This is a genomic window from Streptomyces sp. adm13(2018), assembly GCF_008042145.1.
GTDB lineage: Bacteria > Actinomycetota > Actinomycetes > Streptomycetales > Streptomycetaceae > Streptomyces.
The window spans coordinates 1,212,787-1,237,190 of record NZ_RDBH01000141.1; the positions used below are offsets into that span (position 1 = coordinate 1,212,787).

Consider the following 24,404-nt stretch of genomic DNA (forward strand, 5'->3'; position numbering starts at 1 on the left):
TCCCCGGGGCCCCGCACCCCTGTCTTACAGCCGGTTTACGCGCGTACGGGGCAGGATGGACACGCACAGTCAGTGCTCAGATCTTCAGTGGTCCGGCTCCGGACCACGGCTCAACGGGAAGGATCCACGCCGTGCGCGTACTCGTCGTCGAGGACGAGCAGCTGCTCGCCGATGCGGTGGCCACCGGACTGCGCCGGGAGGCCATGGCCGTCGACGTCGTGTACGACGGCGCCGCGGCCCTGGAGCGCATCGGGGTGAACGACTACGACGTCGTCGTCCTCGACCGCGACCTCCCCCTCGTCCACGGCGACGACGTCTGCCGCAAGATCGTCGAACTCGGCATGCCCACCCGCGTCCTGATGCTCACCGCCTCCGGGGACGTCAGTGACCGCGTCGAGGGCCTCGAACTGGGCGCGGACGACTACCTGCCCAAGCCCTTCGCCTTCACCGAGCTCACCGCGCGCGTGCGCGCCCTCGGCCGCCGTACGAGCGTGCCCCTGCCGCCCGTCCTGGAGCGGGCCGGCATCAAGCTCGACCCCAACCGGCGCGAGGTCTTCCGGGACGGCCGGGAGGTCCAGCTCGCCCCGAAGGAGTTCGCCGTCCTGGAGGTCCTCATGCGCAGCGAGGGCGCCGTCGTCTCGGCCGAGCAGCTTCTGGAGAAGGCCTGGGACGAGAACACCGACCCCTTCACCAACGTCGTCCGGGTCACCGTCATGACCCTGCGCCGCAAGCTCGGCGAGCCGCCGGTCATCGTGACCGTCCCCGGCTCCGGGTACCGGATCTGACGCGATGCCCACCACGTCAGCGCCCCACCCCCAGGCGCCCCCGAAGCCGACCTGGGACCCCCGGGACCCGGTCCGGCCCCTGCTGCGCCCGACCATCCGGATACGGCTCACCCTGCTCTACGGCGGCATGTTCCTGATCGCGGGCATCCTGCTGCTCTCGATCATCTACCTGTTCACCGCGCAGGCCCTCACCGACAGCGCGGCCCAGCTGCCCTTCAAGATCGTCAAGGGCGAGGTCCAGCCCACCACCTCCTGGTGCGAGCTGCCGAACACCGGCACCGGGGAGCAGTTCAACAACGCGGTCTCGGTCTGCCTCCGGCACCAGAGCGACCTGGCCCTGGACGACCTGCTGCGCCGCTCCCTCTTCGCCCTGCTCGGCCTCAGCATCATCGCCTTCGCCTTCGGCTACGCCATGGCGGGCCGGGTGCTGTCCCCGCTCGGCCGGATCACCCGGACCGCCCGCCAGGTGGCCGGCTCCGACCTGTCCCGGCGGATCGAGCTCGACGGCCCCGACGACGAGCTCAAGGAGCTCGCCGACACCTTCGACGAGATGCTGGACCGCCTGGAGCGGGCCTTCACCGCCCAGCAGCGGTTCGTCGCGAACGCCTCGCACGAGCTGCGGACCCCGCTCGCGATCAACCGCACCCTCCTGGAGGTCCACCTCTCCGACCCGGGGGCGCCCGTCGAGCTCCAGCAGCTCGGCAAGACCCTGCTCGCCACCAACGAACGCAGCGAGCAGCTCGTCGAGGGCCTGCTGCTGCTCGCCCGGAGCGACAACCAGATCATCGAGCGCAAGCCCGTCGACCTCGCCGAGGTCGCCGAGCGCGGCGTCGACCAGGTGCACGCCGAGGCGGCGGCCAAGGGCGTCGAGATCCGGGGCGAGCGGGAACCCGCGGTCGTCCAGGGCAACGGCGTCCTGCTGGAGCGGATCGCCCTGAACCTGCTCCAGAACGCCGTCCGGTACAACGTGGCCGAGGGAGGATGGGTGGAGGTGACCACGGCCACCGAGCACGGCCAGGCCGTCCTGGTCGTCTCGAACACGGGTCCCGTGGTCCCCGCGTACGAGATCGACAACCTCTTCGAGCCGTTCCGGCGCCTCCGCCAGGAGCGCACCGGCAGCGACAAGGGCGTCGGCCTCGGCCTGTCGATCGCGCGGTCCGTGGCCCGGGCGCACGGCGGCCGTATCATCGCGGAACCCCGCGAGGGCGGAGGTCTCGTGATGCGCGTCACTCTGCCGATCTGACACACTGCACGAGCCGACCCGGTTCCGTTCGCTTTGCGCGGAATTCCGAAGGCCCGCTCCTGAGGCGCTCATGTGTGATCGATCACAGGGGAGGGTGTCCGGGCATCCACTCTCCGTAACGGGGAAATCCCCGCGAAAACCCGGAAAAGTCCGGGTTTCCCGGGCCTGGAATGACGGGAAGTACACGGGGTGGCGCCTGTGAGGCGCGCCCCCAGGACCGTGTACGGTCCGGTTCGCCACCCGAAGCCGATCACTCGCGAGAGACCGGAACGGGTGTCGATTGAGTAACAGACCTTGATGTGAGGCAAAATCTCCGCCTCAGGTCGGGCACAAGTCCGACCTCTCACGCGTTACGTGCGCTGGAGACACCGCAACCACCCAGAGGGGGAGAGCGACATGGCAACGGACTACGACACCCCACGCAAGACCGACGACGACGTCGATTCGGACAGCCTTGAGGAACTGAAGGCCCGCCGGAACGACAAGTCGACCTCGACCGTCGACGTCGACGAGTTCGAGGCCGCCGAAGGCCTGGAGCTTCCCGGCGCCGACCTCTCGAACGAGGAGCTGGCCGTCCGGGTCCTGCCCAAGCAGGCCGACGAGTTCACCTGCATGAGCTGCTTCCTCGTGCACCACCGAAGCCAGCTGGCCAGGGAGAAGAACGGTCAGCCCATCTGCCGCGACTGCGACTGAGACCCTCGGTCGTGGCAGGCGACACACCGTCCCGGAAGCGGCGTCTACGGCTCCCTGGGAGCCCTTGGACGCACAAGGGCGGCTCGGGCCCGGCGGAGGGCGCCCAAGAGGCACCTGAGGCCGAGCAGACCGCCTCCCCGCCCTCCCTCGGCGGACGTGACGACGAGCGAGGCCTCCCGGCCTCGCTCGAGGTGGTCACCGAGCCGGACCCGGCGCACCCGCCGGCGGCGCGGGGAGCGGGGCGGCTCGACGTGCCGGACGAGACGGAGGACGACGAGACCCGGCGGGACGGACGCCTCGGCGCCGTCAAGCGGCTCGCCAACCCCACGCGCGCCCGGCTGGACAGGATCAGGATCGACTCCGAGCGGATCGACAACGTCCGGCGCGGCGTCACGCAGGGCGTCCGCAAGGGCGTGAAGCGCGGCGGAGACAGCGCCAGGGCCGGCATCGGACATCTGGCCGACCGCCTGATCGACCTCGCCCCGCGGATCCCCGTCCGCGATCTGGCGACCCTGCGCAAGCAGTTTCCCGGGCTCGGCCCGGAGGAGCTCGCCGACAAGCTCGTCACGGGCGCGGCGAACGCGAGCTCGACCGTCGGCGCCGGCGTCGGCGCCGCCGCCATGCTCCCCGTGCCCCCGGCCATGCCGGCGGAACTCGCGGCCGAGATCACCGGCGTCGCCGCCGTGGAACTCAAACTCATCGCCGAACTGCACGAGGTCTACGGACTGCGGCCGCCCGGCCGCCTCACCCAGCGTTCGGCGGCCTATCTGACCTCCTGGGCCGAGGAGCGGGGCATCGACCCCACCAAGCCCACCACGGTCAACGCGGCGCTCGGCGGACAGCTCAAGCGCGAACTGCGTCAGCAGATCATGAAGCGCATGGTGCGCAACCTGCCGAACCTCACCCCCTTCATGGTGGGCGCGGCGGTCGGCGCGGTCATGAACCGCCGCGACACCAAGAAGCTCGCGGCCCACATCCGCAAGGACCTGCGGGACCGCCAGGTCCCCTGGGACTCCCTCCGTGACCTGCCCCCGCTGGAGCAGCCGGAGAACCCCAAGGAGATCGGCTTCTAGCCTCCAGGACCCCGGACCCCGCCGCACGGCGCGGTCCGGACCCCGCGCCGGAGCCCGGCCCGAGGGGGCCGCCCCCTCAGCCCCGGGCGTCGGCGCGCTCGGCGTCCAGGGCCGCCACCAGCGCCTCCGGCTCACGGCTGGAGAGGTACACGTACGGGGTCGGGTCCGACGGGTCGACGACCTCGATCCGCACCGCCCGGGTCACATAGCCGCGCATCACCATGTACGCGCGCGGGTCCGCCTTGTGCGTGCGCCACGCGCGCGCCTCCTCCGCGTCCAGCGCCTCGGCCGCCCCCAGCGCCGAGACGGGGATCCGCGCGTCRCCCGCCACCAGCGAACCGGCCACCACCCGGATCCGGGCGGAGCCGTACGAGGAGACCGCCGCACCGGCCAGCACCGCCGCCACGATCAGACCGCCCAGCATCGGGACCGTGCCCAGCGGGAACATGATCAGCCCGCCGGAGAGCCCGAGCAGTCCGGCGATCAGCCACCAGGACCGGGGCGCCGTCAGCCGCTCGTCGAAACGCGGCGCGGCGGAGGGCGCGGGAGAAGGGGCGGGGGACGGCGCGGAAGGCTGCATGCGTCCAAGCTTGGCACGGCGCGACCCGCGCCCATCCGCGCGGGTAAGGTCTGCGGCTGTGACTGGAACATCTGCCGCCCTCACCCCGCCGGCCGACGCCATACCGCCGGTACGCCACCCCGACGCGCCGGCCCCTGGCGAGCTGCTCGGTGCCCACTACGAGCACTGCTTCGGGTGCGGCGGCGGGCAGCCCCACGGCCTCCACCTGGAGGCGCGCGCGGGCGAGGGCGTGACCGTCACCGCCGAGTTCACGGTGACCCCCGACCACCAGGGCGCCCCCGGCCTCGCGCACGGCGGCGTCCTCGCCACCGCGCTCGACGAGACCCTCGGCTCCCTGAACTGGCTGCTGCGGGTCATCGCCGTGACCGGACGGCTGGAGACCGACTTCGTCCGGCCCGTCCCGGTGGGCACCGTGCTCCACCTGGAGGCCGCCGTCACCGCCGTCCGCGGCCGCAAGATCTACTCGACCGCCGTCGGCCGGATCGGCGGGCCCGAGGGCCCCGTCGCCGTCCGCGCCGAGGCACTCTTCATAGAGGTCAAGGTCGACCACTTCATCGACAACGGCCGCCCGGAGGAGATCCAGGCCGCCATGTCCGACCCCGACCAGGTCCGGCGCGCCCGCGCCTTCGAGGTGAACCCCTGATGAGCAACCCTGTCGACGTACTGATCCGGCGCGTGGACCCGGACGTGCCGCTGCCGGCCTACGGCCACCCCGGCGACGCCGGGGCGGACCTGGTCACCACCGAGGCCGCCGTCCTGGCCCCCGGGGAACGCGCCGTGCTCCCCACCGGGATCTCGATCGCCCTCCCGGACGGGTACGCGGCCTTCGTGCACCCGCGCTCCGGACTGGCCGCCCGCTGCGGACTGGCGCTCGTGAATGCCCCGGGGACCGTGGATGCCGGGTACCGTGGAGAGATCAAGGTGATCGTGGTCAATCTCGACCCGCGCGAGACCGTGCGGTTCGAACGATTCGACCGGATCGCCCAACTTGTCGTCCAACAGGTCGAGAAGGTGCGCTTCCACGAGGTGGCGGAGCTTCCCGGCTCGGCGCGGGCCGAGGGGGGCTTCGGGTCCACCGGCGGTCATGCCGCCGTGGACGGCACGACGGGTGGGAATCGATACGCTTCGGTCGTATCCGACCGGGAAGGACAGTGACGTGTTCGGACGTCGCAAGAAGAGCGGTGCCGCAGAGGACGCGGCGGGCGAGGCCGAGCAGGTCGTCGACGCGGTGGACGGCGAGGACGCGGACGACGCGGCCCCGCGCCGTGTGAACCTTCCGCCGGCGCCCCGGCCCGACGGACCCTGGGACATCTCCGAGGTCTCCAAGCCCGAGGACGGCCGTGTCGACCTGGGCGGCGTCTTCGTCCCCGGGGTCGAGGGCATGGAGCTGCGGGTGGAGGTGGCGGGCGACGCGATCGTCGCGGCCACCGTCGTCCTCCGCGACAGCGCCGTACAGCTGCAGGCCTTCGCCGCCCCCAAGAACGAGGGCATCTGGGGCGAGGTCCGCGACGAGATCGCCACGGGCATCGTGCAGCAGGGCGGGGTCATCGACGAGGTCGAGGGCCCGCTGGGCTGGGAGCTGCGCGCGCAGGTCCCCGTGCAGCTGCCCGACGGCAACCGCGGTGTGCAGCTGGTCCGCTTCGTGGGGGTCGACGGCCCCCGCTGGTTCCTGCGCGGAGTGATCTCCGGGCAGGGCGCGGTCCAGCCCGAGGCGGCCGGCCTGCTGGAGCAGATCGTCCGGGACACCGTGGTCGTCCGCGGTGACGGCCCGATGGCCCCCCGCGACCCGATCGTCCTCAAGCTGCCCAACGACGCGCAGATGGTGCCGGACGGCGTGCAGCAGGAGGAGCAGGAGAACTCCCGCTTCTCCGGCGGCATGGGCCAGCTCCAGCGCGGTCCGGAGATCTCCGAGATCCGCTGACACCCCCTGCCTGAACCGATGGGCCGCCCCCGTACCCCGTACGGAGAGCGGCCCATCGGCCGTCCTCCCCGGGTTCCGCCCGAGGGCCCTGGCCCCGGGGCCCGGCCCCGGACCATACTGGCGGGGCACAAGGCCGACGAGGGGGAGCACAGGGTGAGTGAGAGCAGCACGCGGTCCGCGACGGCCGTCGCCGAGGACCCGGCCGGTCCGCCGATGGTCCGGGTGACGGACCTGCGCCGGTCGTACGGCACCGGCGACGCGGCCGTCCACGCCCTGCGCGGGGTCTCCTTCGACATCCCGCGCGGCGAGCTCGTCGCCCTCAAGGGCCGCTCCGGCTCCGGCAAGACGACCCTCCTCAACCTGGTCGGCGGCCTGGACAGCGCGGACGGCGGCTCGATCGTCATCGACGGCGTCGACCTCTCCACCCTCGGCGAGGACGGCCTCCTGGAGCTGCGCCGCGACCGGATCGGTTTCATCTTCCAGTCCTTCGGCCTCCTCCCGATCCTCTCCGCCGCCGAGAACGTCGGCGTCCCCCTGCGGCTGCGGAAGGCCGACCCCGCGGAACGCGAGGAGCGGGTGGCCCTCCTCCTCGGCCTGGTGGGCCTCGCCGACCACGCCGACCAGCGGCCCGGCGAGCTCTCCGGAGGACAGCAGCAGCGCGTGGCCATCGCCCGCGCCCTCGCCAACCGGCCGGCCCTGCTCATCGCCGACGAACCCACCGGGCAGCTGGACCAGGAGACCGGGCTCGCCGTCATGCAGCTGCTGCGCGCGGTGGTGCGCAGCGAGGGCTGCACCGCCCTGGTCGCCACCCACGACCCGCAGCTCCTGGGCCTGGCCGACCGGGTCCTGGAACTGAGCGACGGCGAGATCACCGAGCACTGACGCGGCCCGGCCGGCCGCACCCCCGCGGGCCGGCGCGGTCCCGCCATCAGAAACACGTCAAGACCGCCCCGGCGTACTCCCCGCGTACGGAATGTCCGATTGGCTGGACGTATGGTCGTGCCATGGGACGCGGCAAGCTACGGATCTACCTCGGCGCTGCGCCGGGCGTCGGCAAGACCTACGCGATGCTCTCCGAGGGCCACCGCCGGGTGGAGCGCGGCACGGACTGCGTCGTCGCGTTCGTCGAGCACCACGGGAGGCCGCGCACCGAGGTCATGCTGCACGGCCTGGAGCAGGTGCCGCGCCGCACCCTGGAGTACCGGGGGACCGCCTTCACCGAGATGGACGTCGACGCCCTCCTGGAGCGCCGCCCCGCCGTCGCCCTCGTCGACGAACTCGCCCACACCAACGTGCCGGGCTCCCGCAACCGCAAGCGCTGGCAGGACGTCGCCGAACTCCTCGCGGCCGGCATCGACGTCATATCCACCGTCAACATCCAGCACCTGGAGTCGCTGGGCGACGTCGTCGAGGCGATCACCGGCGTACGGCAGCGGGAGACCGTCCCCGACGAGGTGGTGCGCCGCGCCGACCAGATCGAACTGGTCGACATGTCCCCGGAGGCCCTGCGCCGCCGGATGGCCCACGGCAACGTCTACACCTCGGACAAGGTCGACGCGGCCCTGTCCAACTACTTCCGCCCCGGCAACCTCACCGCCCTGCGCGAGCTGGCCCTCCTCTGGACCGCCGACCGGGTCGACGAGTACCTCCAGCAGTACCGCGGCGAGCACAACATCCGCTCGACCTGGCAGGCCCGCGAGCGGATCGTCGTCGGCCTGACCGGCGGACCCGAGGGCCGCACCCTCATACGGCGCGCCACCCGGCTCGCCGAGAAGGGGGCCGGCGGCGAGGTCCTCGCCGTCTACATCGCCCGCAGCGACGGCCTGACCGCCGCCTCGCCCAAGGAGCTGGCCGTCCAGCGCACCCTGGTCGAGGACCTCGGGGGCACGTTCCACCACGTCATCGGCGACGACATCCCCTCGGCCCTCCTGGAGTTCGCCCGCGGGGTCAACGCCACCCAGATCGTCCTCGGCTCCAGCCGGCGCCGCTCCTGGCAGTACGTGCTCGGCCCCGGCGTCGGCCAGACCGTGGCCCGCGAATCCGGGCCCGACCTCGACGTCCACATCGTCACCCACGGCGAGGTCGCGAAGGGCCGCGGCCTCCCGGTGACCCGCGGCGCCCGGCTCGGCCGCTCCCGGATCCTCGGCGGCTGGGTCGTCGGCGTCGCCGGACCCGTGCTGCTCGCCCTGCTCCTCACCCATGTCGAGGCCGACCTCGGCCTCGCCAACGACATGCTGCTCTTCCTCGCCCTGACCGTCGCGGCCGCCCTGCTCGGCGGGTTCCTGCCCGCGCTCGCCTCCGCCGCGGCCGGCTCCCTCCTCCTCAACTGGTTCTTCACCCCGCCCGTCCACCGGCTGACCGTCGCCGACCCCAAGAACATCGTGGCGATCGCCGTCTTCCTCGGCGTCGCCATGTCGGTGGCCTCCGTGGTCGACCTGGCCGCCCGGCGCACCCACCAGGCCGCCCGGCTGCGCGCCGAGTCGGAGGTGCTCTCCTACCTCGCCGGCAGCGTGCTGCGCGGCGAGACCAGCCTCGACGCCCTCCTCGAGCGGGTCCGGGAGACCTTCTCCATGGAGTCCGTCGCCCTCCTCGAACGGGCGGACGGCATCGAGCCCTGGACCCGCGCCGCGAGCGTCGGCCCCCACCCGGCGGCCCGGCCCGAGGAGGCGGACGTGGACATGCCGGTCGGCGACCATCTCGCCCTCGCCCTGTCCGGCCGGGTGCTGCCCGCCGAGGACCGGCGCGTCCTCGGCGCCTTCGCCGCCCAGGCCGCCGTCGTCCTCGACCGGCAGCGCCTCGTGGGCGAGGCCGAGGACGCCCGCAAGCAGGCCGAGGGCAACAAGATCCGCACCTCCCTGCTCGCCGCCGTCAGCCACGACCTGCGGACCCCGCTCGCCGGCATCAAGGCCTCCGTCTCCTCCCTGCGCTCCGACGACGTGGAGTGGTCCGCGCAGGACCGCGCCGAGTTCCTGGAGGGCATCGAGGCCGGCGCCGACCGGCTCGACCACCTCGTCGGCAACCTCCTCGACATGTCCCGCCTCCAGACCGGCACCGTCACCCCGCTGATCCGGACCGTCGACCTCGACGAGGTCGTCCCGATGGCCCTCGGGGGAGTGCCCGACGGCAGCGCCGAGCTCGACATCCCCGAGAGCCTGCCCATGGTCGAGGTCGACAAGGGTCTCCTTGAGCGGGCCGTCGCCAACATCGTCGAGAACGCCGTCAAGTACAGCCCCGAGGGCACCCCGGTGGCGGTCGCCGCCAGCACCCTCGGCGACCGGGTCGAGCTCCGCGTCGTGGACCGCGGCCCCGGCGTCCCCGACGAGGCCAAGGACGGCATCTTCGAGCCCTTCCAGCGCTTCGGCGACGCCCCGCGCGGGTCGGGCGTCGGCCTCGGCCTCGCGGTCGCCCGCGGCTTCGTCGAGGCCATGGGCGGGACGCTCGGCGCGGAGGACACCCCGGGCGGCGGCCTCACGATGGTGCTCACCCTCCGGGCGGCGCGGGGCGGACCGCCGACGCCGGCCGCCGACCTCCCGGCGCACGCCGTGACCTGAGCCCGACGATCTGATCCGGCCCCCCACTCCCGTACTGTCCTGCCCCCGCCCGCACGGGCGACCGAAGAAGGAAGGCCCCCCTCCATGACCCGGGTTCTCGTGGTCGACGACGAGCCGCAGATCGTCCGTGCCCTGGTGATCAACCTCAGGGCACGGAAGTACGAGGTCGACGCCGCGGCCGACGGCGCCACCGCCCTCCGGCTCGCCGCCGAACGCCACCCCGACGTCGTGGTCCTCGACCTCGGCCTCCCCGACATGGACGGCGTCGAGGTCATCCGGGGCCTGCGCGGCTGGACCCGGGTGCCGATCCTGGTCCTCTCGGCCCGGCAGACCTCCGACGAGAAGGTCGAGGCGCTCGACGCCGGCGCCGACGACTACGTCACCAAGCCCTTCGGCATGGACGAGCTGCTCGCCCGGCTGCGCGCCGCCGTCCGCCGCGCCGAGCCCGTCGGCGGCGCCGACGACGGGGTCGTGGTCGTGGAGACCGCCGGCTTCACCGTCGACCTCGCCGCCAAGAAGGTCCACCGCGACGGCCGGGACGTCCGGCTCACCCCCACCGAGTGGCACCTCCTGGAGGTCCTCGTCCGCAACAGCGGACGCCTGGTCAGCCAGAAGCAGCTGCTCCAGGAGGTCTGGGGACCCTCGTACGGCACGGAGACCAACTACCTCCGCGTGTACATGGCGCAGCTCCGCCGCAAGCTGGAGAGCGACCCCTCGCACCCCCGCCACTTCGTCACCGAACCGGGCATGGGCTACCGCTTCGAACGCTGAATCGGCGCCCCCTCGGGGGCAGGTCCCCGCGACGGCGGTGGCCGGTACGCTTTCTGTATGAGTGCTGCACCGCGTACAGAGAAGCCGGCCGGCAGGTTCCGCCGGATGCTCGACCGGCTCTCCTCCTCCGCCGAGGACCTGGAGTCGGAGGAGCTCCAGGAGGACGCCGAGGCGACGGGGTGCACGCGCATCTGCGACTGCTCCGACCGCCAGATAGTCAAGGTGACTGGTACCTTGCGCACGGTCACGCTGCGTCCCCGCGCCGGCGTGCCCGCGCTGGAGGCCGAACTCTTCGACGGCACGGCACCGCTCGACGTCGTGTGGCTCGGCAGGCGCTCCATCGTGGGCATCGAACCGGGCCGCAAGCTGATCGCGTCCGGCCGGATCTCCATGAGCCACGGCCGGCGGGTCCTCTTCAACCCCAAATACGAGCTCCGACCGCTCGGACAGGAGTAGCCGGTGACGTCCCTCGACAAGCCGACCACCACGGACCAGGACGCCCGAGCCTCGAAGGAGGTCACCGAGGCGGCGCTGTTCGAGGCGTTCGGCGGCCTGCGGGGCATGATCGAGACGGTCGTGCCGGGCCTGCTGTTCGTCACGATCTTCACGATCAACAAGAACCTGCAGATCTCGGCGATCGCCGCGCTGGCGGTCTCGCTGGTCCTGGTCGCCGTCCGGCTGATCCGCCGCGACACCGTCAAGCACGCCTTCAGCGGGGTCTTCGGTGTCGCCTTCGGTGTCGTCTTCGCGATGATGACGGGCAACGCCAAGGACTTCTACCTGCCGGGCATGCTGTACACCCTGGGCCTGGCCCTCGCGTACATCGTCACCGCCGCCGCCGGGGTCCCGCTGATCGGCCTGATCCTCGGCCCGGTCTTCAAGGAGAACCTCTCCTGGCGCACCCGCAACCCGGGCCGCAAGAAGGCGTACACCAAGGCCAGCTGGGCCTGGGGCCTGATCCTGCTCGGCAAGTGCGCGATCCTCTTCCCGCTGTACTGGTGGGCCGACCCGACCAAGTTCGGCTGGGTCTCGGTGGCGCTCAAGATCCCGCCGTTCCTGCTCGCGGTCTACCTCACCTGGGTCTTCCTCGCGAAGGCTCCGCCGCCGATCGACGTCTTCGCCGAGATGGAGGCCGAGGAGCGCGCCGAGAAGGAGCGCAAGGCGGCCGCGCAGGGCCACCCGGAGGCCTGAGACGCCACACGAGAGGGCCCGGACCTGACGAACAGGTCCGGGCCCTCTCGTACGCCCTCCGGGGCCGTACAGGAAGCCCCTCAGGAGCCCCTCAGGACTCCGTCGGCTCGCGGCGGACCTGGAGCAGGTCCTCCAGCTGCTCCTCGCGGGCCTGCGCGGCCACGAACAGCAGCTCGTCGCCGGCCTCCAGCGTCTCCTCGGGGCTCGGCGTCAGCACCCGGGACCCGCGGATGATCGTCACCAGCGAGGTGTCCTGCGGCCAGGCCACGTCCCCGACCGAGGTGCCGGCGACCGCCGACTCCGGCGGCAGCGTCAGCTCGACCAGGTTCGCGTCGCCGTGGCTGAAGCGCAGCAGCCGGACCAGGTCGCCGACGCTCACCGCCTCCTCGACCAGGGCGGACATCAGCCGCGGCGTCGAGACGGCCACGTCCACGCCCCAGGCCTCGTTGAACAGCCACTCGTTCTTCGGGTTGTTCACCCGGGCCACGACCCGCGGCACGCCGTACTCGGTCTTGGCGAGCAGCGAGACGACCAGGTTCACCTTGTCGTCGCCGGTCGCCGCGATCACCACGTTGCAACGCTGGAGCGCCGCCTCGTCGAGCGAGGTGATCTCGCAGGCGTCCGCCAGCAGCCACTCGGCCTGCGGCACCCGCTCCACCGAGATCGCGGTCGGCGCCTTGTCGACCAGCAGGACCTCGTGCCCGTTCTCCAGCAGCTCGCCCGCGATGGAACGGCCCACCGCGCCCGCGCCCGCAATTGCGACACGCATCAGTGACCGCCCTCCTCGGGACCCTCGGCGAAGGCCTCCTCGACCTGGGCGATCTCGTCCGTACGCATCATCACGTGCACCAGGTCGCCCTCCTGGAGCACCGTCTGGGAGGTGGGCAGAATCGCTTCGCCCAGCCGGGTGAGGAACGCGACACGAACGCCGGTCTCCTCCTGGAGGCGGCTCACCTTGTGGCCGATCCAGGCCGGGGTGGTGTGCACCTCCGCGAGCTGCACCCCGCCGCTCGGGTCCCGCCACAGCGGCTCCGCGCCCGAGGGCAGCAGCCGCCGCAGCATCTGGTCGGCGGTCCACCGGACCGTCGCGACCGTCGGGATGCCCAGACGCTGGTAGACCTCGGCGCGACGCGGGTCGTAGATCCGCGCCGCCACGTTCTCGATGCCGAACATCTCGCGCGCGACCCGCGCGGCGATGATGTTGGAGTTGTCGCCGCTGCTCACCGCGGCGAAGGCGCCCGCGTCCTCGATGCCGGCCTCACGCAGCGTGTCCTGGTCGAAGCCCACACCGGTGACGCGCCGACCGCCGAAACCCGACCCCAGGCGGCGGAAGGCCGTCGGGTCCTGGTCCACCACCGCGACGGTGTGCCCCTGCTGCTCCAGGGTCTGCGCGAGAGCGGCTCCCACTCGCCCGCAGCCCATGATGACGATGTGCACGTCCCCTTACCCCGCACTCCTGATCGCCCTGCTGACCTGCGAAAACACCCTGCTCACAACTTTCCTCACCCGATGCGCCCGGGTCGCGGCGGGCGACACCCTGCCGGGTCACCCGGTCCGAGCTTATGCGGCAACGCTGGCCGGGACCGCATCCGAGCTGGTACTGAGGGAGATTCGGTGCGGATCGGGGGTGCCGGTGCGCATGGCTGTTTTCGAACGCTTACGATCCTCTGCGTGTCCAAACTGACCGACCTTCCCAAACGGATCCTGATCGGGCGGGCCCTGCGCAGCGACAAGCTCGGAGAGACCCTGCTCTCCAAGCGGATCGCGCTCCCCGTCTTCGCCTCCGACCCGCTGTCCTCGGTGGCGTACGCACCCGGCGAGGTGCTGCTCGTTCTCTCCGTGGCCGGACTGTCGGCCTACCACTTCAGCCCGTGGATCGCCCTCGCGGTCGTCGTCCTGATGTTCACGGTCGTCGCCTCGTACCGGCAGAACGTCCACGCCTACCCGAGCGGCGGCGGCGACTACGAGGTCGCCAACACCAACCTCGGACCGAAGGCCGGACTCACCGTGGCGAGCGCCCTGCTCGTCGACTACGTCCTCACCGTCGCCGTCTCGATCTCCTCCGGCATCGAGAACCTCGGCTCGGCGATCCCCTTCGTCGTCGAGCACAAGGTGGCCTGCGCGGTCGGCGTCATCGTGCTGCTCACCGTGATGAACCTGCGCGGCGTGAAGGAGTCGGGCTCGCTCTTCGCGATCCCGACGTACGTCTTCGTCGCCGGCGTCTTCCTCATGATCGCCTGGGGCGCGTACAAGGGCATCGTCCTCGACGAGACCATGCGGGCCCCCACCGCCGACTACGAGATCAAGCCGGAGCACCAGGGCCTCGCCGGGTTCGCGCTGGTCTTCCTGCTGCTGCGCGCCTTCTCCTCCGGCTGCGCCGCCCTCACCGGCGTCGAGGCCATCTCCAACGGCGTCCCCGCCTTCCGCAAGCCGAAGTCGAAGAACGCCGCCACCACGCTCGCCCTGATGGGCGGCCTGGCCGTCACCATGTTCTGCGGCATCATCTTCCTGGCCATGGCCACCGACGTACGGATGGCCGAGAAGCCCGCCGAGGAACTCCTGAACAACGGCGTCCCGGTCGGCGCGGGCTACGTCCAGGACCCGGTGATCTCCCAGGTAGCGGCCGCCGTCTTCGGCGACGGAACGTTCTTCTTCGTCGTCCTCGCCGCCGCCACCGCGCTCGTCCTCTTCCTGGCCGCCAACACCGCGTACAACGGCTTCCCGCTCCTCGGCTCGATCCTCGCCCAGGACCGCTACCTGCCGCGCCAGCTGCACACCCGCGGCGACCGCCTCACCTTCTCCAACGGCATCGTGCTCCTCGCCGGCGCCGCCGCCCTGCTCGTCTGGATCTACGGGGCCGACTCGACCAAGCTGATCCAGCTGTACATCGTCGGCGTCTTCGTCTCCTTCACGCTCAGCCAGACCGGCATGGTCCGGCACTGGAACCGCCACCTGGCCTCGGAGCGGGACCCGGCCAAGCGCCGCCACATGATCCGCTCCCGCGCGATCAACGCCTTCGGCGCCTTCTTCACCGGCCTCGTCCTCGTCGTCGTCCTCGCCACCAAGTTCACCCACGGCGCCTGGGTGGCCCTGCTGGGCATGGTGATCTTCTACGGCGTGATGAGCGCGATCCGCCGGCACTACGACTCGGTGTCCGAGGAGATCGCCGCCGCCGAGGAACGCCCCGACGAGTACGTACGCCCGTCCCGGGTCCGCTCCATCGTCCTCGTCTCCAAGCTCCACAAGCCGACGCTCCGCGCCCTGGCCTACGCCAAGCTCATGCACGCCAACGAGCTGGAGGCGCTGACCGTCAACGTCGACGCGGTCGAGACCAAGGCGCTCCGGGAGGAGTGGGAACGGCGGGGCATCAACGTCCCGCTCAAGATCCTCGACTCGCCGTACCGCGAGATCACCCGGCCGGTGATCGAGTACGTCAAGAGCATCCGCCGCGAGAGCCCCCGCGACGCCGTCTCCGTCTACATCCCGGAGTACGTCGTCGGGCACTGGTACGAGCACCTGCTCCACAACCAGTCCGCGCTGCGTCTCAAGGGCCGGCTGCTCTTCACCCCGGGCGTCATGGTCACCTCGGTCCCGTACCAGCTCCGCTCCTCCGAGGCCGCGAAGAACCGGGCCAGGAAGCGCCAGGAGTGGAACGCGCCGGGCTCGGTCCGCCGCGGTCCGGTGGAGAAGGGCCAGAAGGAACCGGCCGCGAAGAACAACTAGACTGGTGGGCTGCCGTGCAAACGGCGGCCCACGGTCGTTCCCCCCGTTCCTCCCCCTTGGAGTCTCCCCGCCATGCAGAACAGCCCTGTTTCGTCGTTGGTCGGGGAAGAGTACGAGGTCGAGGTCGGTCCGGTCGCGCACGGCGGCCACTGCATCGCCCGCACCGAGGCCGGTCGCGTCCTCTTCGTCCGGCACGCGCTGCCCGGCGAGCGGGTCGTCGCCCGCGTCACCGAGGGTGAGGAGACCTCCCGCTTCCTGCGCGCCGACGCGGTCACGATCCTCGACCCCTCCAAGGACCGCGTCGAGGCGCCCTGTCCCTTCGCCGGCCCCGGCAAGTGCGGCGGCTGCGACTGGCAGCACGCCAAGCCCGGTGCCCAGCGCCGCCTCAAGGGCGAGGTCATCGCGGAGCAGCTGCTCCGCCTCGCGGGCCTCACCCCGGAGGAGGCCGGCTGGGACGGCACGGTCATGCCGGCCGAGGGCGACAAGCTCCCGCAGGGCGAGGTCCCGCAGTGGCGGACCCGCGTCCAGTACGCGATCGACGCCGACGGCCACGCGGGCCTGCGCAAGCACCGCTCGCACGACGTCGAGGTCATCGACCACTGCATGATCGCGGCGCCGGGCGTCTCGGAACTGGGCATCGAGAAGCGGGACTGGGAGAACATGGCCTCGGTCGAGGCCATCGCCGCCTCCGGCTCGAACGACCGCCAGGTCGTCCTCACCCCGAAGCCCGGCGGCCGGCTGCCCCTGGTGGAGCTGGACAAGCCGGTCTCCGTCCTCCGCGTCGACGAGAAGGACGGCGGAGTCCACCGCGTCCACGGCCGCGCCTTCGTCCGCGAGCGCGCCGACGAGCGCACCTACCGCGTCGGCAACGGCGGCTTCTGGCAGGTCCACCCGAAGGCCGCCCAGACCCTCATGCTGGCCGTCATGCAGGGCCTGACCCCCCGCAAGGGCGAGACGGCCCTCGACCTCTACTGCGGCGTCGGCCTCTTCGCGGGCGCCATCGCCGACCGCGTCGGCGACCAGGGCGCGGTCCTCGGCATCGAGTCCGGCAAGCGCGCGGTGGAGGACGCCCGCCACAACCTGGCCGGCTTCCCGCGCGTGCGCGTGGAACAGGGCAAGGTCGAATCGGTCCTCCCGCGCACGGGCATCACGGAGGTCGACCTCATCGTCCTGGACCCGCCGCGCGCGGGCGCGGGCAAGCAGACGGTCCACCACCTGGCAACCCTGGGCGCCCGCCGCATCGCCTACGTGGCCTGCGACCCGGCGGCCCTGGCCCGAGACCTGGCGTACTTCGCGGAACGGGGCTACAAGGTCCGGACGCTGAGGGCGTTCGACCTGTTCCCGATGACGCACCACGTGGAGTGCGTGGCGATTCTGGAGCCGGTGAAGAAGGACGCCTGACCTGGGGTTTTACAGATGGTCGGGCCGCTCGACCTGTTTCCGGTTGTGCAACGGTTCGAGCGGACAGCCTGTCCATTAGAGGAGGTCTGACCTGCGACTTCACGCTGCAGCGGTGACCGGGCCGGCAGCGGTGTCATCCACTTCTCGGAATGTTGACGCTCAGATGACGCTCGTCCTGCGGGGTTTTCATCCCGGAGAGGCACCCATCGCAGGCTCATTTTCCGTGAGCGTGTGACTGCCATCAACGCGGCGGACGTCTTGTGGCGGAGATGCCGCAGGTGGCGGCAGGCCAATGCGTCAGCGCGTGGCCACGACCCACGGCCCTGCCTTCGGTAAGCGGCGTTCGATCACCGCCCGTAGCCCGGCGCGGACCTTAGCGACTTCATCGAGTCCCGGGACACCTCCAGCGCGATCAGCCTGACGTCGCATCGAATAGCGACAGCGGTTCCCGGTCGTCTTGCGGCTCAGGGACGTGGCGCAGTCCAGGGGCTGCGCCGATGTCCGGGTCGGCATCGGCCGTGGCATCCGCGGCTCACGGCGAGTGGGGGGCGCGGCGGTTCCGGAGGAGCGACTGCCCCGGGATGGTGAGCTCGTCGAAGTACGGGGTCAGAGCTGGGTCGTCGCCTGGGTGGACCCCGCCCGGCCTCCGACGGCCGCGCCGCGACGCTCATCCACCTCCAGCCCGTCGCCGACGGACGGTTCGGCGACACCCTCTCCGTCATTTGGGAGGTCGAGCCTGGCCGACACGTCCTTGACATCGGCTGGAACGAGGCCGCCGAACGCAACGTTGTCCGCGCTTTCGCCTCTCTCCTGCGCCGCCGATTCTTCGAGTACGACGAGTCCGAGACCCTGGTTGGGCTGCTGAAGAAGAACCTCGACGCGGGCGATGAGGTCACCGAGGCCCTCGGTATCCAGGTCCGCCAGGCCGTTGAGTAACTGGTGTACGCCCGGTGCTACTCGGCCCGCTTCCTGCGAACCGAGTTGAAGGCGCGGGTGAGTGCCGCCGCTGCCTCTCGTCGGCGGCGGTGGTCCTTGGGTTTCCGCTCCTCCACACGGCGTCTGCCGGATATCGTTCCTGCATGATGTTTGGGGGGAACGAGCGCACCGGCGTGTCACCTGATGTCACTCATGACGCCGTGGTCGTGGTGCCGGGGATCATGGGCAGTGCGCTGCGCGACACCGTCACAGGGCACTCGGTGTGGGGTCTGCGTGATCCTCGGTGGCTGGGTGCCTGGCTGCGTGACGACGGGACGCACCCGTTGCACATGGACGAGGACGAGCGGTCCGGCAAGTACGGCCGGGTGGAAGCCACCGGGCTGCTGCGCTTTCCCGTCTGGGCGCCGTTCCTGAAAGGGCTCGAGCCCTACAGCGCCCTGCTCGCCGCCATCGAGCGGACGGTCGCTGACCCGAAGGCCGTACTCGAGTTCCCGTACGACTGGCGGCTACCCGTCGCCGTCAACGGCGCACTGCTGGCGGAAGCCGCCCATCGTCACCTGATCCGGTGGCGCGCCAGTGAGGAGCACGATCGGGCACGCCGTCGGCATCCGGACGGGCGCGAGGCCCGCCTGGTGTTCGTCGCCCATTCCATGGGCGGCCTGGTCACCCGGGCCGCCTTCGCCCACGCCGTGTCCCAGGGCAGCGACCTGGCCCCTGACACCAGAGCCGTGGTCACCCTCGGCACGCCGTTCCTTGGTTCGGTCAAGGCGGCCGTCATCCTCAACGGCGACCGCTCCGGCCGTCTGCCCGCCCGGCTGCGACGCCGGATGCAGGCCCTGTCGGCGACACTGCCCGGCGTGCACGACCTGCTGCCGGACTACCGCTGCGTCGACGCGGGGACTGACGTGCACCGCCTGGGCCCGGCCGACGTGGCAGCCTTGGGTGGTGACGTAGAACTCGCCCGTGAGGCCCAATTGTTCCAGCAACGCATGCGTGAACGGGCGCCCGCCCTCCAAGGGCACCGCGCGCTCGTCGGCGTGGCCCAGCCGACGGCGCAGAGTCTGCGTCTCGACGCTGGGGTGGTGCACAAGCAGTACGTCGCGTTCGAGCGTAACGGAGACGGTGAACTGGCCCGCGACGGTGACCGCATCCCCATCCGCCGTGACCGGGCAGGCGACGGCACCGTCTACCGGGACGCGGCCCACCTCGCCGCGAACGAGCCTGTAGGACTCCCGTTGCAGCATGGCGGCCTGGCCAAGGACAGCGCCGCCGTCGAATATGTGCGAGCCGTGCTCACCGAGTACGACCACAACCGTGGTCCCGCACTGGGTGACGGTCACATCGGCCTGGATGTTCCCGACTATGTCGTGGCAGGTCGCCCTTGGTTGCTGCGGGTGCGTTCCGCGCCGGACTCGGGGCGGCCTGCGAACGCTGGGACGCGATGCACCGTCCACAACGCGGCAACCGATCAGCAGATTGCCAGGGCGGGCCTCCACCGAATCGATGGTGAACTCGGCGCCCAAGTCACCCTGCCCGCACCCGGTCTGTACCGGATCAAGGCCAAATCCGGAGGCAACTCACCCGTCACACAGCTCGTCCTGGCAGTCGATCCCAAGGATGACTGAGACGCGGCCGATGGTGACTGTTTCGGACAGCGGGAACGCCTCGGGGGCGCTGCAGTTCTTTCCGGTCGACATCGGTGTGTATGTTCACCATGACCATCTGGAGACGGAGCCGGAGGTGGCGGCCGTTGCCGCGCTGCTGGAACCGTTCGGTGCTCGCGTCGACCCCTGGGCAGTCCCCGCGGAGAAACGAGACGTCGGCGCTGTAAAGCAACGACTTGAAGAGTGGTCGGCCTCCCACGTCACTGGTGACACAGTCCTGTACTGGGTCGGTCATGGGTGGAGCAACGGGGGTCCCACGACGTTGCTCGCCCACGCCCTCAGCCCCGCGGAACTGACTCAGAACGGCATCGGGCCCGAGGACCTGCTGCAGTCCCTCAAAGCGCGGCAGTGTCAGGTCGACGCCGGCTGGGCCATCGTGATCATCGATGCGTGCTCCTCCAGTGACTTCGTGGATCGGATGCAGTCCAAGGCTCTGGATGACAAGGAAGCGCGCGACTACCTGCTGATTGCGACGGCCGCGGAGGGGAGCACCGTCCTCGGCGCTTTCCGGAGGGTACTGAACACCGTTCTGACGAGCACCTTCCGCACCGAGGACACGATCGACTTCTACGACCTCGCCAGAGAGCTCCAGCGGAACCTGAGCGGCTGTTCTGTCCACCTGCGTCCGGGTGACGGTGGTGCCGCTCTGCGCCGCGCCGTGCCCACGCTGGCGGGCCGCATGCAGGCGTCCCTGGACACCGTGACCGACATCGAGAAGGTCCTCGACAACCTCACGGACGACGAGCGTCTCCACTTCATCCCCAAGGCCAGTGGTGCCGAACTGGGGGAACAGAACTGGTACTTCGAAGGCCGTGAGGAAGAGCGCCGCCGGATCCTCGCATGGCTCGACAGCGCGGAAGGAGGGATGCTCGTCGTCACCGGAGCGGCGGGGTCGGGTAAGTCGGCGCTTCTGGGGCACATCGTGGTGCACTCCCGTCGTGAGCTCGCCGATATTCTGATTGAGCATCAGAAGCTCGGCCCCCTTCCCGAGGGCAGCGTCCCTCCCTACGACGTCTTCGACTCGGTCCTTCACCTGACGGGGGCGACGCCCCGGACTGTGGTGCAGCGTATTGCGGACTCGGCCGGGCTCGGCATTCCGCCCGACGCGGCGATCGGCGAACAGTGTGCCTGGCTGGTCGAGCGCTTTCGCGCGGTCGGCAGAGGCGCCGGCGAACAGCTCTCCAGGGCCGACGCCGACGTCCGCTTCACGCTACTGGCGGACGCGCTCGACGAGGCGCACCTACCTCTGCTGATCGCGGAACGGATACTCAGCCCCCTGGCGGACCTGGACGGTGTGCGCGTCGTTGTTGGCACGCGCCGGTCCACGGCCGAAGGACCCGATCTGCCGGCATTCGACGACGCGGACCTCATGGAGGCACTGGGAACGGATCGGAACGGCAACCGCGAGACACTGAGCGTCGTCCGCGACCCCGCGGCCATGCGCCAGTACATACGCAATCGACTGCACGCGGCACGGGCCCGGTTGGGCGTCGAGCCCTCACAGATCGACAGGACTGCGGAAGCCCTCAGTGATCTTGACCGGGAATTCCTCTACGGTCGTCTTGCTGTGCACGAAATCATCAGTACCCCTGACCTGGCCGCTGACCCGACCCCCCTGCTCGCGTGCGACCACCGACAGCTCTTCGCCCGGGCCGTCGAGCGGTTGAGTGAAAAGATCCCCTGTAATCGCCTCCTCCTCGAAGCGCTCGCTCTGACACAGGGGCGCGGCCTGCCCATCGCCGACGGCGTCTGGGCAGGCATCGCTACGGCCCTCGCCGACAGCCCTGACATTGCCGTCACCGATGACGACATCACAGAGCTGACGGACACAGCCGCGCCGTACCTCATGTTGGACACGGAATCGGGCCAGAGCGTGTACCGCCTGGCGCACCGGACATTCTCCGAGCACTTCACCCGGACGGTTCCGCCTTCTGCGCACGACGACCGGCACCGCCGTATCACCGAGTACCTGGTGGAACCCCCGAGCCCGGTGCTGGACCAACGACCCAACCCCTATGTCGTGAACCATCTGCCCACCCATGCCGGTCTTGCCGGGCCGGACGGATGGCAGGTCCTTGCGGACCGCCCCCAACTGCTCGACCGGCTGAGCCCCTCGGCGGTCGTCGCCAGCGTCATGCTCAGAGCCCTCGGGCGGTTCGAGCTTCCTCCCCCGGTGGCCGGAGTCCTGTTCGCATGGGAGCAACTCGCCACCGTGGACTCCCGGGACCGGCGAGGATTGCGGGAGCTCGCGAGTCTTCGCTGCACGCAGGAGAGCGTCGTGCAGCGCTTCGGCAGGAGAACTTCCGACCCTGATTCGGCCTGGTCCGTGCGCTGGGGACAACTGAAAGGCCACGCACCGCACTTGCGTCTTACCGGTCACAGGGGCTCGGTCCAGACCGTCGTGGCGTTCACGGACGCCTCAGGGAGAGTGCTGCTGGCGTCGGGCAGTGACGACGGGACGGTACGGTTCTGGGACCCGGCGCGGGGGGAAGCCGTGGGGGACCCGGTGACGCTGCACGACGCCGCCGTCCAGTCGATCGAGGCGTTCACGGGCCCGAAGGGGCGGACGCTGCTGGCCACCGGGGGAGCGGACGGCACGGTACGCATCTGGGACCCCATCAGGGGAGAGGCAGTGGGGGAGCCGCTGACCGCTCACGACGACTGGGTCCACTCCGTGGCGGCGTTCGAGGACGCCAACAAGCAGACGCTGCTTGCCACGGGAGGCGGAGACGGGACGCTGCGCGTCTGGGAGCCGCTGACTGGCAGGGAGCTGGCGGTGGGAGGCTTGGACGAGCCCGGGACGGAGTGGGACCCGGACACCGGCCGGGAAACCGATGTGCTCGTGGGGACCGGTCACGATGGCGACGTCTACTCGGTGGTGGCGTTCGGCAGTCTGGACGACCAGGACAGGCATGTGCTCCTGGCCACCGCGGGCAACGACGGGACGCTACGGATTTGGAACCCGGTCACCGGGGAGGAAATCACTGATCCCCTGACCGGTCACGAAGGAGCCGTCTTCTCCGTCGCGGCATTCGTGGGGCGGGAAGGGCAGACACTGCTGGCTTCCGGGGGTGAGGACGGGACGATACGGATCTGGGATCCGGATACCGGCAGGCAGACCAGGGAGCCTCTCACCGGTCACATGGAACCAGTCCTCGCGGTGGGAACGCTGGTCGAGTCAGGCGAGGACGGTGTACGGACGCTACTCGTCACTGCCGGAGCGGACAACAGTGTCCGACTATGGGATCCGGCCGGCGGCCAGCCGGTGACAGCTCTTCTGGCAGGCCACGAGGACTGGGTGAGGGCCGTGACGCCGGTGCCGCCCTTGTCCGGTGCGTACCCACTGCTGGCTACCAGCGGCGACGACCACACCCTACGGATCTGGGCACCGCTCAGCGGCCGACTGGCAGGTGTGCCCTTTCACGACGCCGCGACGACCACGCGGGCGCTGACGTCCTTCACCGGCGAAGAGGAACAGACGCTGATTGCCGCTGTGGGCGCCGACGCGGTGCTGCGGGTGTTCGACCCGGCCGAGGGCGAGCAGGTCGATGTGCTGCCGACCGAACGCGACGGAGACGTCCTCGCGGTAACCGCGGTCCGAGTCGACCGTGGCGATGGCAAAAGGCTCGCTTTCGCCACGGGTGGTGAGGATGGGGTGGTGCGGTTGTGGGATTTGGGTACTGGCGAGAAGGCCGGCGAGTTGGTGACGGATCACGCCGGTGGGGTGCAGGCGCTGTCGGCGTTCGTCGGGTTCGGCGGGCGGTCCTTCCTGGCCACGGGTGGTGAGGACGGGGTGGTGCGGTTGTGGGATCCGGGTACCGGCGAGAAGACCGGCGAGTTGGTGACGGATCACGCCGGTGGCATACGGGCCTTGTCCGCGTTCGTCGGACTCGGCGGGCAGTCTCTCCTGGCCACGGCGGGCGCGGACGGGGTCGCACGACGGTGGAACGTCATGACAGGCGAGGCCGTGGGGAAGTCGATCACCCATCCAGACCTGACCGCCATTGAGTCGTATCGGCTCCCGGACCACGAAGCCATGCTCGTCACGGGCGACAACAATGGAACCGTCCGCTTCTGGAACTCCGAGACAGGAGCAGAGGCGCTGAGTATCCCCCTGGGCCTTCCCGTGCACGACGTCGCCTTCGTCGACGGCGACTTGGCCCTCGCCACAACGGAAGGCCTCGTGCAAGTGAGCCTCGAAGCGGGATCGAACCTCACGGGCAAGCCCTGAACCGAGTGAGCACCGCCGGGTAGGCAGATATCTGGAAGCGAGGCTGCTCGTCACCGGCGGCACTGCTCCGCAGAGGGCCGCCGAAAACATCCGGACATTACGGCGCCGGGGAATTCTTGCACCGCTGTCCTGATGATTTCGCCTGCCTTGCAGCGCTGTTGTGGCCGCTTTCCCTGCTTGGCGGCACTGGGCCGGAGCAAGTGCGCGGACGAGTCTGGCAGCCGAATATCGGATACCAGACACAGGTGCGGTCACTGGTCTGAAAGAAGGGGCCGAAGATGGTGTCTCAGACCTTCCCGGTATCCTCGACAGCCCGGCCCGCCAGCCCCGCCGACTACGCTCCCCTCGCCCACCTTGCCATCCCCAACACCATCTCTACCGGCAGGTGATGCGCGCCTTCCTCGTGGTCGAAGAGCGGTTCGCGGTCCACCGGAGGGCTGTCCGCCGGTTTGAACGGCAGGGATGGTGTGCGCATCGCCACGTTCCCAGGGCGGTGCGTTCCCTGGCGCTGCACGCCCCCCACTAGCGAGCAGCGGCGGTGAAGACGGCCGAGGCGCTGGGAAGGGCGGGTTCTTCCGCCGCTACACGGCGCAGTGCCGTCGTCGATGTCGTGACGCTCGTTTGACCCTGGAGCTGGTGAA

General features: G+C 70.6%; 19 protein-coding genes and 1 pseudogene. 17 read left to right on the plus strand and 3 right to left on the minus strand.

The window, feature by feature from the left end; genetic code table 11:
- The first annotated feature begins 131 nt into the window (after window positions 1-131).
- The 4 genes from EAO70_RS33625 to EAO70_RS33645 all read left to right on the plus strand — a co-directional run bounded on the left by EAO70_RS33625 (window position 132) and on the right by EAO70_RS33645 (window position 3,794).
- A complete protein-coding gene (locus EAO70_RS33625) occupies window positions 132-785 on the plus strand; it encodes a response regulator transcription factor (protein ID WP_148006514.1) in 654 nt (217 codons plus the stop codon).
- A 4-nt stretch (window positions 786-789) separates the two neighbouring features.
- Window positions 790-2,028 carry a sensor histidine kinase gene (locus EAO70_RS33630; RefSeq protein ID WP_148006515.1) on the plus strand — a complete coding sequence of 413 codons (1,239 nt, stop codon included), beginning with the start codon at window positions 790-792 and terminating at the stop codon, window positions 2,026-2,028.
- A gap of 396 nt (window positions 2,029-2,424) precedes the next feature.
- Entirely contained in the window at window positions 2,425-2,721 is a 297-nt protein-coding gene (locus EAO70_RS33635; protein ID WP_003955561.1) for a DUF4193 domain-containing protein, read from the plus strand.
- 11 nt (window positions 2,722-2,732) lie between these two features.
- Window positions 2,733-3,794: a hypothetical protein gene (locus EAO70_RS33645; RefSeq protein WP_187284127.1), complete on the plus strand. Its 1,062-nt coding sequence runs from the start codon at window positions 2,733-2,735 to the stop codon at window positions 3,792-3,794.
- Between the two features lie 76 nt (window positions 3,795-3,870).
- Here the strand turns inward: EAO70_RS33645 and EAO70_RS33650 are convergent, their stop codons facing one another.
- Window positions 3,871-4,374 carry a DUF3093 domain-containing protein gene (locus EAO70_RS33650; protein WP_148006516.1) on the minus strand — a complete coding sequence of 168 codons (504 nt, stop codon included), beginning with the start codon at window positions 4,372-4,374 and terminating at the stop codon, window positions 3,871-3,873.
- Between the two features lie 58 nt (window positions 4,375-4,432).
- Here EAO70_RS33650 and EAO70_RS33655 point away from each other — a divergent pair, with 58 nt between their 5' ends.
- The 8 genes from EAO70_RS33655 to EAO70_RS33690 all read left to right on the plus strand — a co-directional run bounded on the left by EAO70_RS33655 (window position 4,433) and on the right by EAO70_RS33690 (window position 11,808).
- A complete protein-coding gene (locus EAO70_RS33655) occupies window positions 4,433-5,017 on the plus strand; it encodes a PaaI family thioesterase (protein WP_148006517.1) in 585 nt (194 codons plus the stop codon).
- The gene (dut, locus tag EAO70_RS33660) at window positions 5,017-5,529 is read left to right on the plus strand and encodes a dUTP diphosphatase (protein ID WP_148006518.1); all 513 of its coding nucleotides are present in this window, start codon (window positions 5,017-5,019) and stop codon (window positions 5,527-5,529) included. Before EAO70_RS33655 ends, dut begins: the two co-directional genes overlap by 1 nt.
- Window position 5,530: 1 nt before the next feature.
- Window positions 5,531-6,295, plus strand: coding sequence for a DUF3710 domain-containing protein (locus tag EAO70_RS33665; RefSeq protein ID WP_015036724.1), 765 nt, complete (start codon window positions 5,531-5,533; stop codon window positions 6,293-6,295).
- Window positions 6,296-6,508: 213 nt separating this feature from the next.
- Window positions 6,509-7,177 (plus strand): ABC transporter ATP-binding protein, encoded by a 669-nt coding sequence (locus EAO70_RS33670; protein ID WP_261993176.1) that lies wholly within the window; start codon window positions 6,509-6,511, stop codon window positions 7,175-7,177.
- A 122-nt stretch (window positions 7,178-7,299) separates the two neighbouring features.
- Complete coding sequence (locus EAO70_RS33675) at window positions 7,300-9,846, plus strand: sensor histidine kinase (RefSeq protein WP_148006520.1); 2,547 nt, start codon at window positions 7,300-7,302, stop codon at window positions 9,844-9,846.
- An 84-nt stretch (window positions 9,847-9,930) separates the two neighbouring features.
- The gene (locus tag EAO70_RS33680) at window positions 9,931-10,617 is read left to right on the plus strand and encodes a response regulator (RefSeq protein WP_148006521.1); all 687 of its coding nucleotides are present in this window, start codon (window positions 9,931-9,933) and stop codon (window positions 10,615-10,617) included.
- A 57-nt stretch (window positions 10,618-10,674) separates the two neighbouring features.
- Entirely contained in the window at window positions 10,675-11,073 is a 399-nt protein-coding gene (locus tag EAO70_RS33685; protein ID WP_148006522.1) for an OB-fold nucleic acid binding domain-containing protein, read from the plus strand.
- A gap of 3 nt (window positions 11,074-11,076) precedes the next feature.
- On the plus strand, window positions 11,077-11,808 hold the full coding sequence (locus EAO70_RS33690) for a DUF3159 domain-containing protein (protein ID WP_148006523.1): 732 nt from the start codon (window positions 11,077-11,079) through the stop codon (window positions 11,806-11,808).
- Between the two features lie 91 nt (window positions 11,809-11,899).
- Here the strand turns inward: EAO70_RS33690 and EAO70_RS33695 are convergent, their stop codons facing one another.
- Complete coding sequence (locus EAO70_RS33695; RefSeq protein WP_148006524.1) at window positions 11,900-12,577, minus strand: potassium channel family protein; 678 nt, start codon at window positions 12,575-12,577, stop codon at window positions 11,900-11,902.
- The gene (locus EAO70_RS33700) at window positions 12,577-13,245 is read right to left on the minus strand and encodes a potassium channel family protein (protein ID WP_148006525.1); all 669 of its coding nucleotides are present in this window, start codon (window positions 13,243-13,245) and stop codon (window positions 12,577-12,579) included. Before EAO70_RS33700 ends, EAO70_RS33695 begins: the two co-directional genes overlap by 1 nt.
- A gap of 234 nt (window positions 13,246-13,479) precedes the next feature.
- Here EAO70_RS33700 and EAO70_RS33705 point away from each other — a divergent pair, with 234 nt between their 5' ends.
- From EAO70_RS33705 to EAO70_RS33725, 5 genes and pseudogenes are all read left to right on the plus strand, one after another.
- Window positions 13,480-15,531 (plus strand): APC family permease, encoded by a 2,052-nt coding sequence (locus tag EAO70_RS33705; protein WP_148006526.1) that lies wholly within the window; start codon window positions 13,480-13,482, stop codon window positions 15,529-15,531.
- 72 nt (window positions 15,532-15,603) lie between these two features.
- Window positions 15,604-16,932, plus strand: a complete 1,329-nt coding sequence (locus tag EAO70_RS33710; protein ID WP_148006527.1) for a class I SAM-dependent RNA methyltransferase — start codon at window positions 15,604-15,606, stop codon at window positions 16,930-16,932.
- 523 nt (window positions 16,933-17,455) lie between these two features.
- Window positions 17,456-17,865 (plus strand): annotated as a pseudogene (locus EAO70_RS40515) (hypothetical protein); the annotation flags it as partial.
- A gap of 146 nt (window positions 17,866-18,011) precedes the next feature.
- The gene (locus tag EAO70_RS33720) at window positions 18,012-19,493 is read left to right on the plus strand and encodes a lipase/acyltransferase domain-containing protein (RefSeq protein ID WP_254047311.1); all 1,482 of its coding nucleotides are present in this window, start codon (window positions 18,012-18,014) and stop codon (window positions 19,491-19,493) included.
- On the plus strand, window positions 19,486-23,763 hold the full coding sequence (locus EAO70_RS33725) for a WD40 repeat domain-containing protein (protein ID WP_079041927.1): 4,278 nt from the start codon (window positions 19,486-19,488) through the stop codon (window positions 23,761-23,763). Before EAO70_RS33720 ends, EAO70_RS33725 begins: the two co-directional genes overlap by 8 nt.
- Window positions 23,764-24,404: the final 641 nt, after the last annotated feature.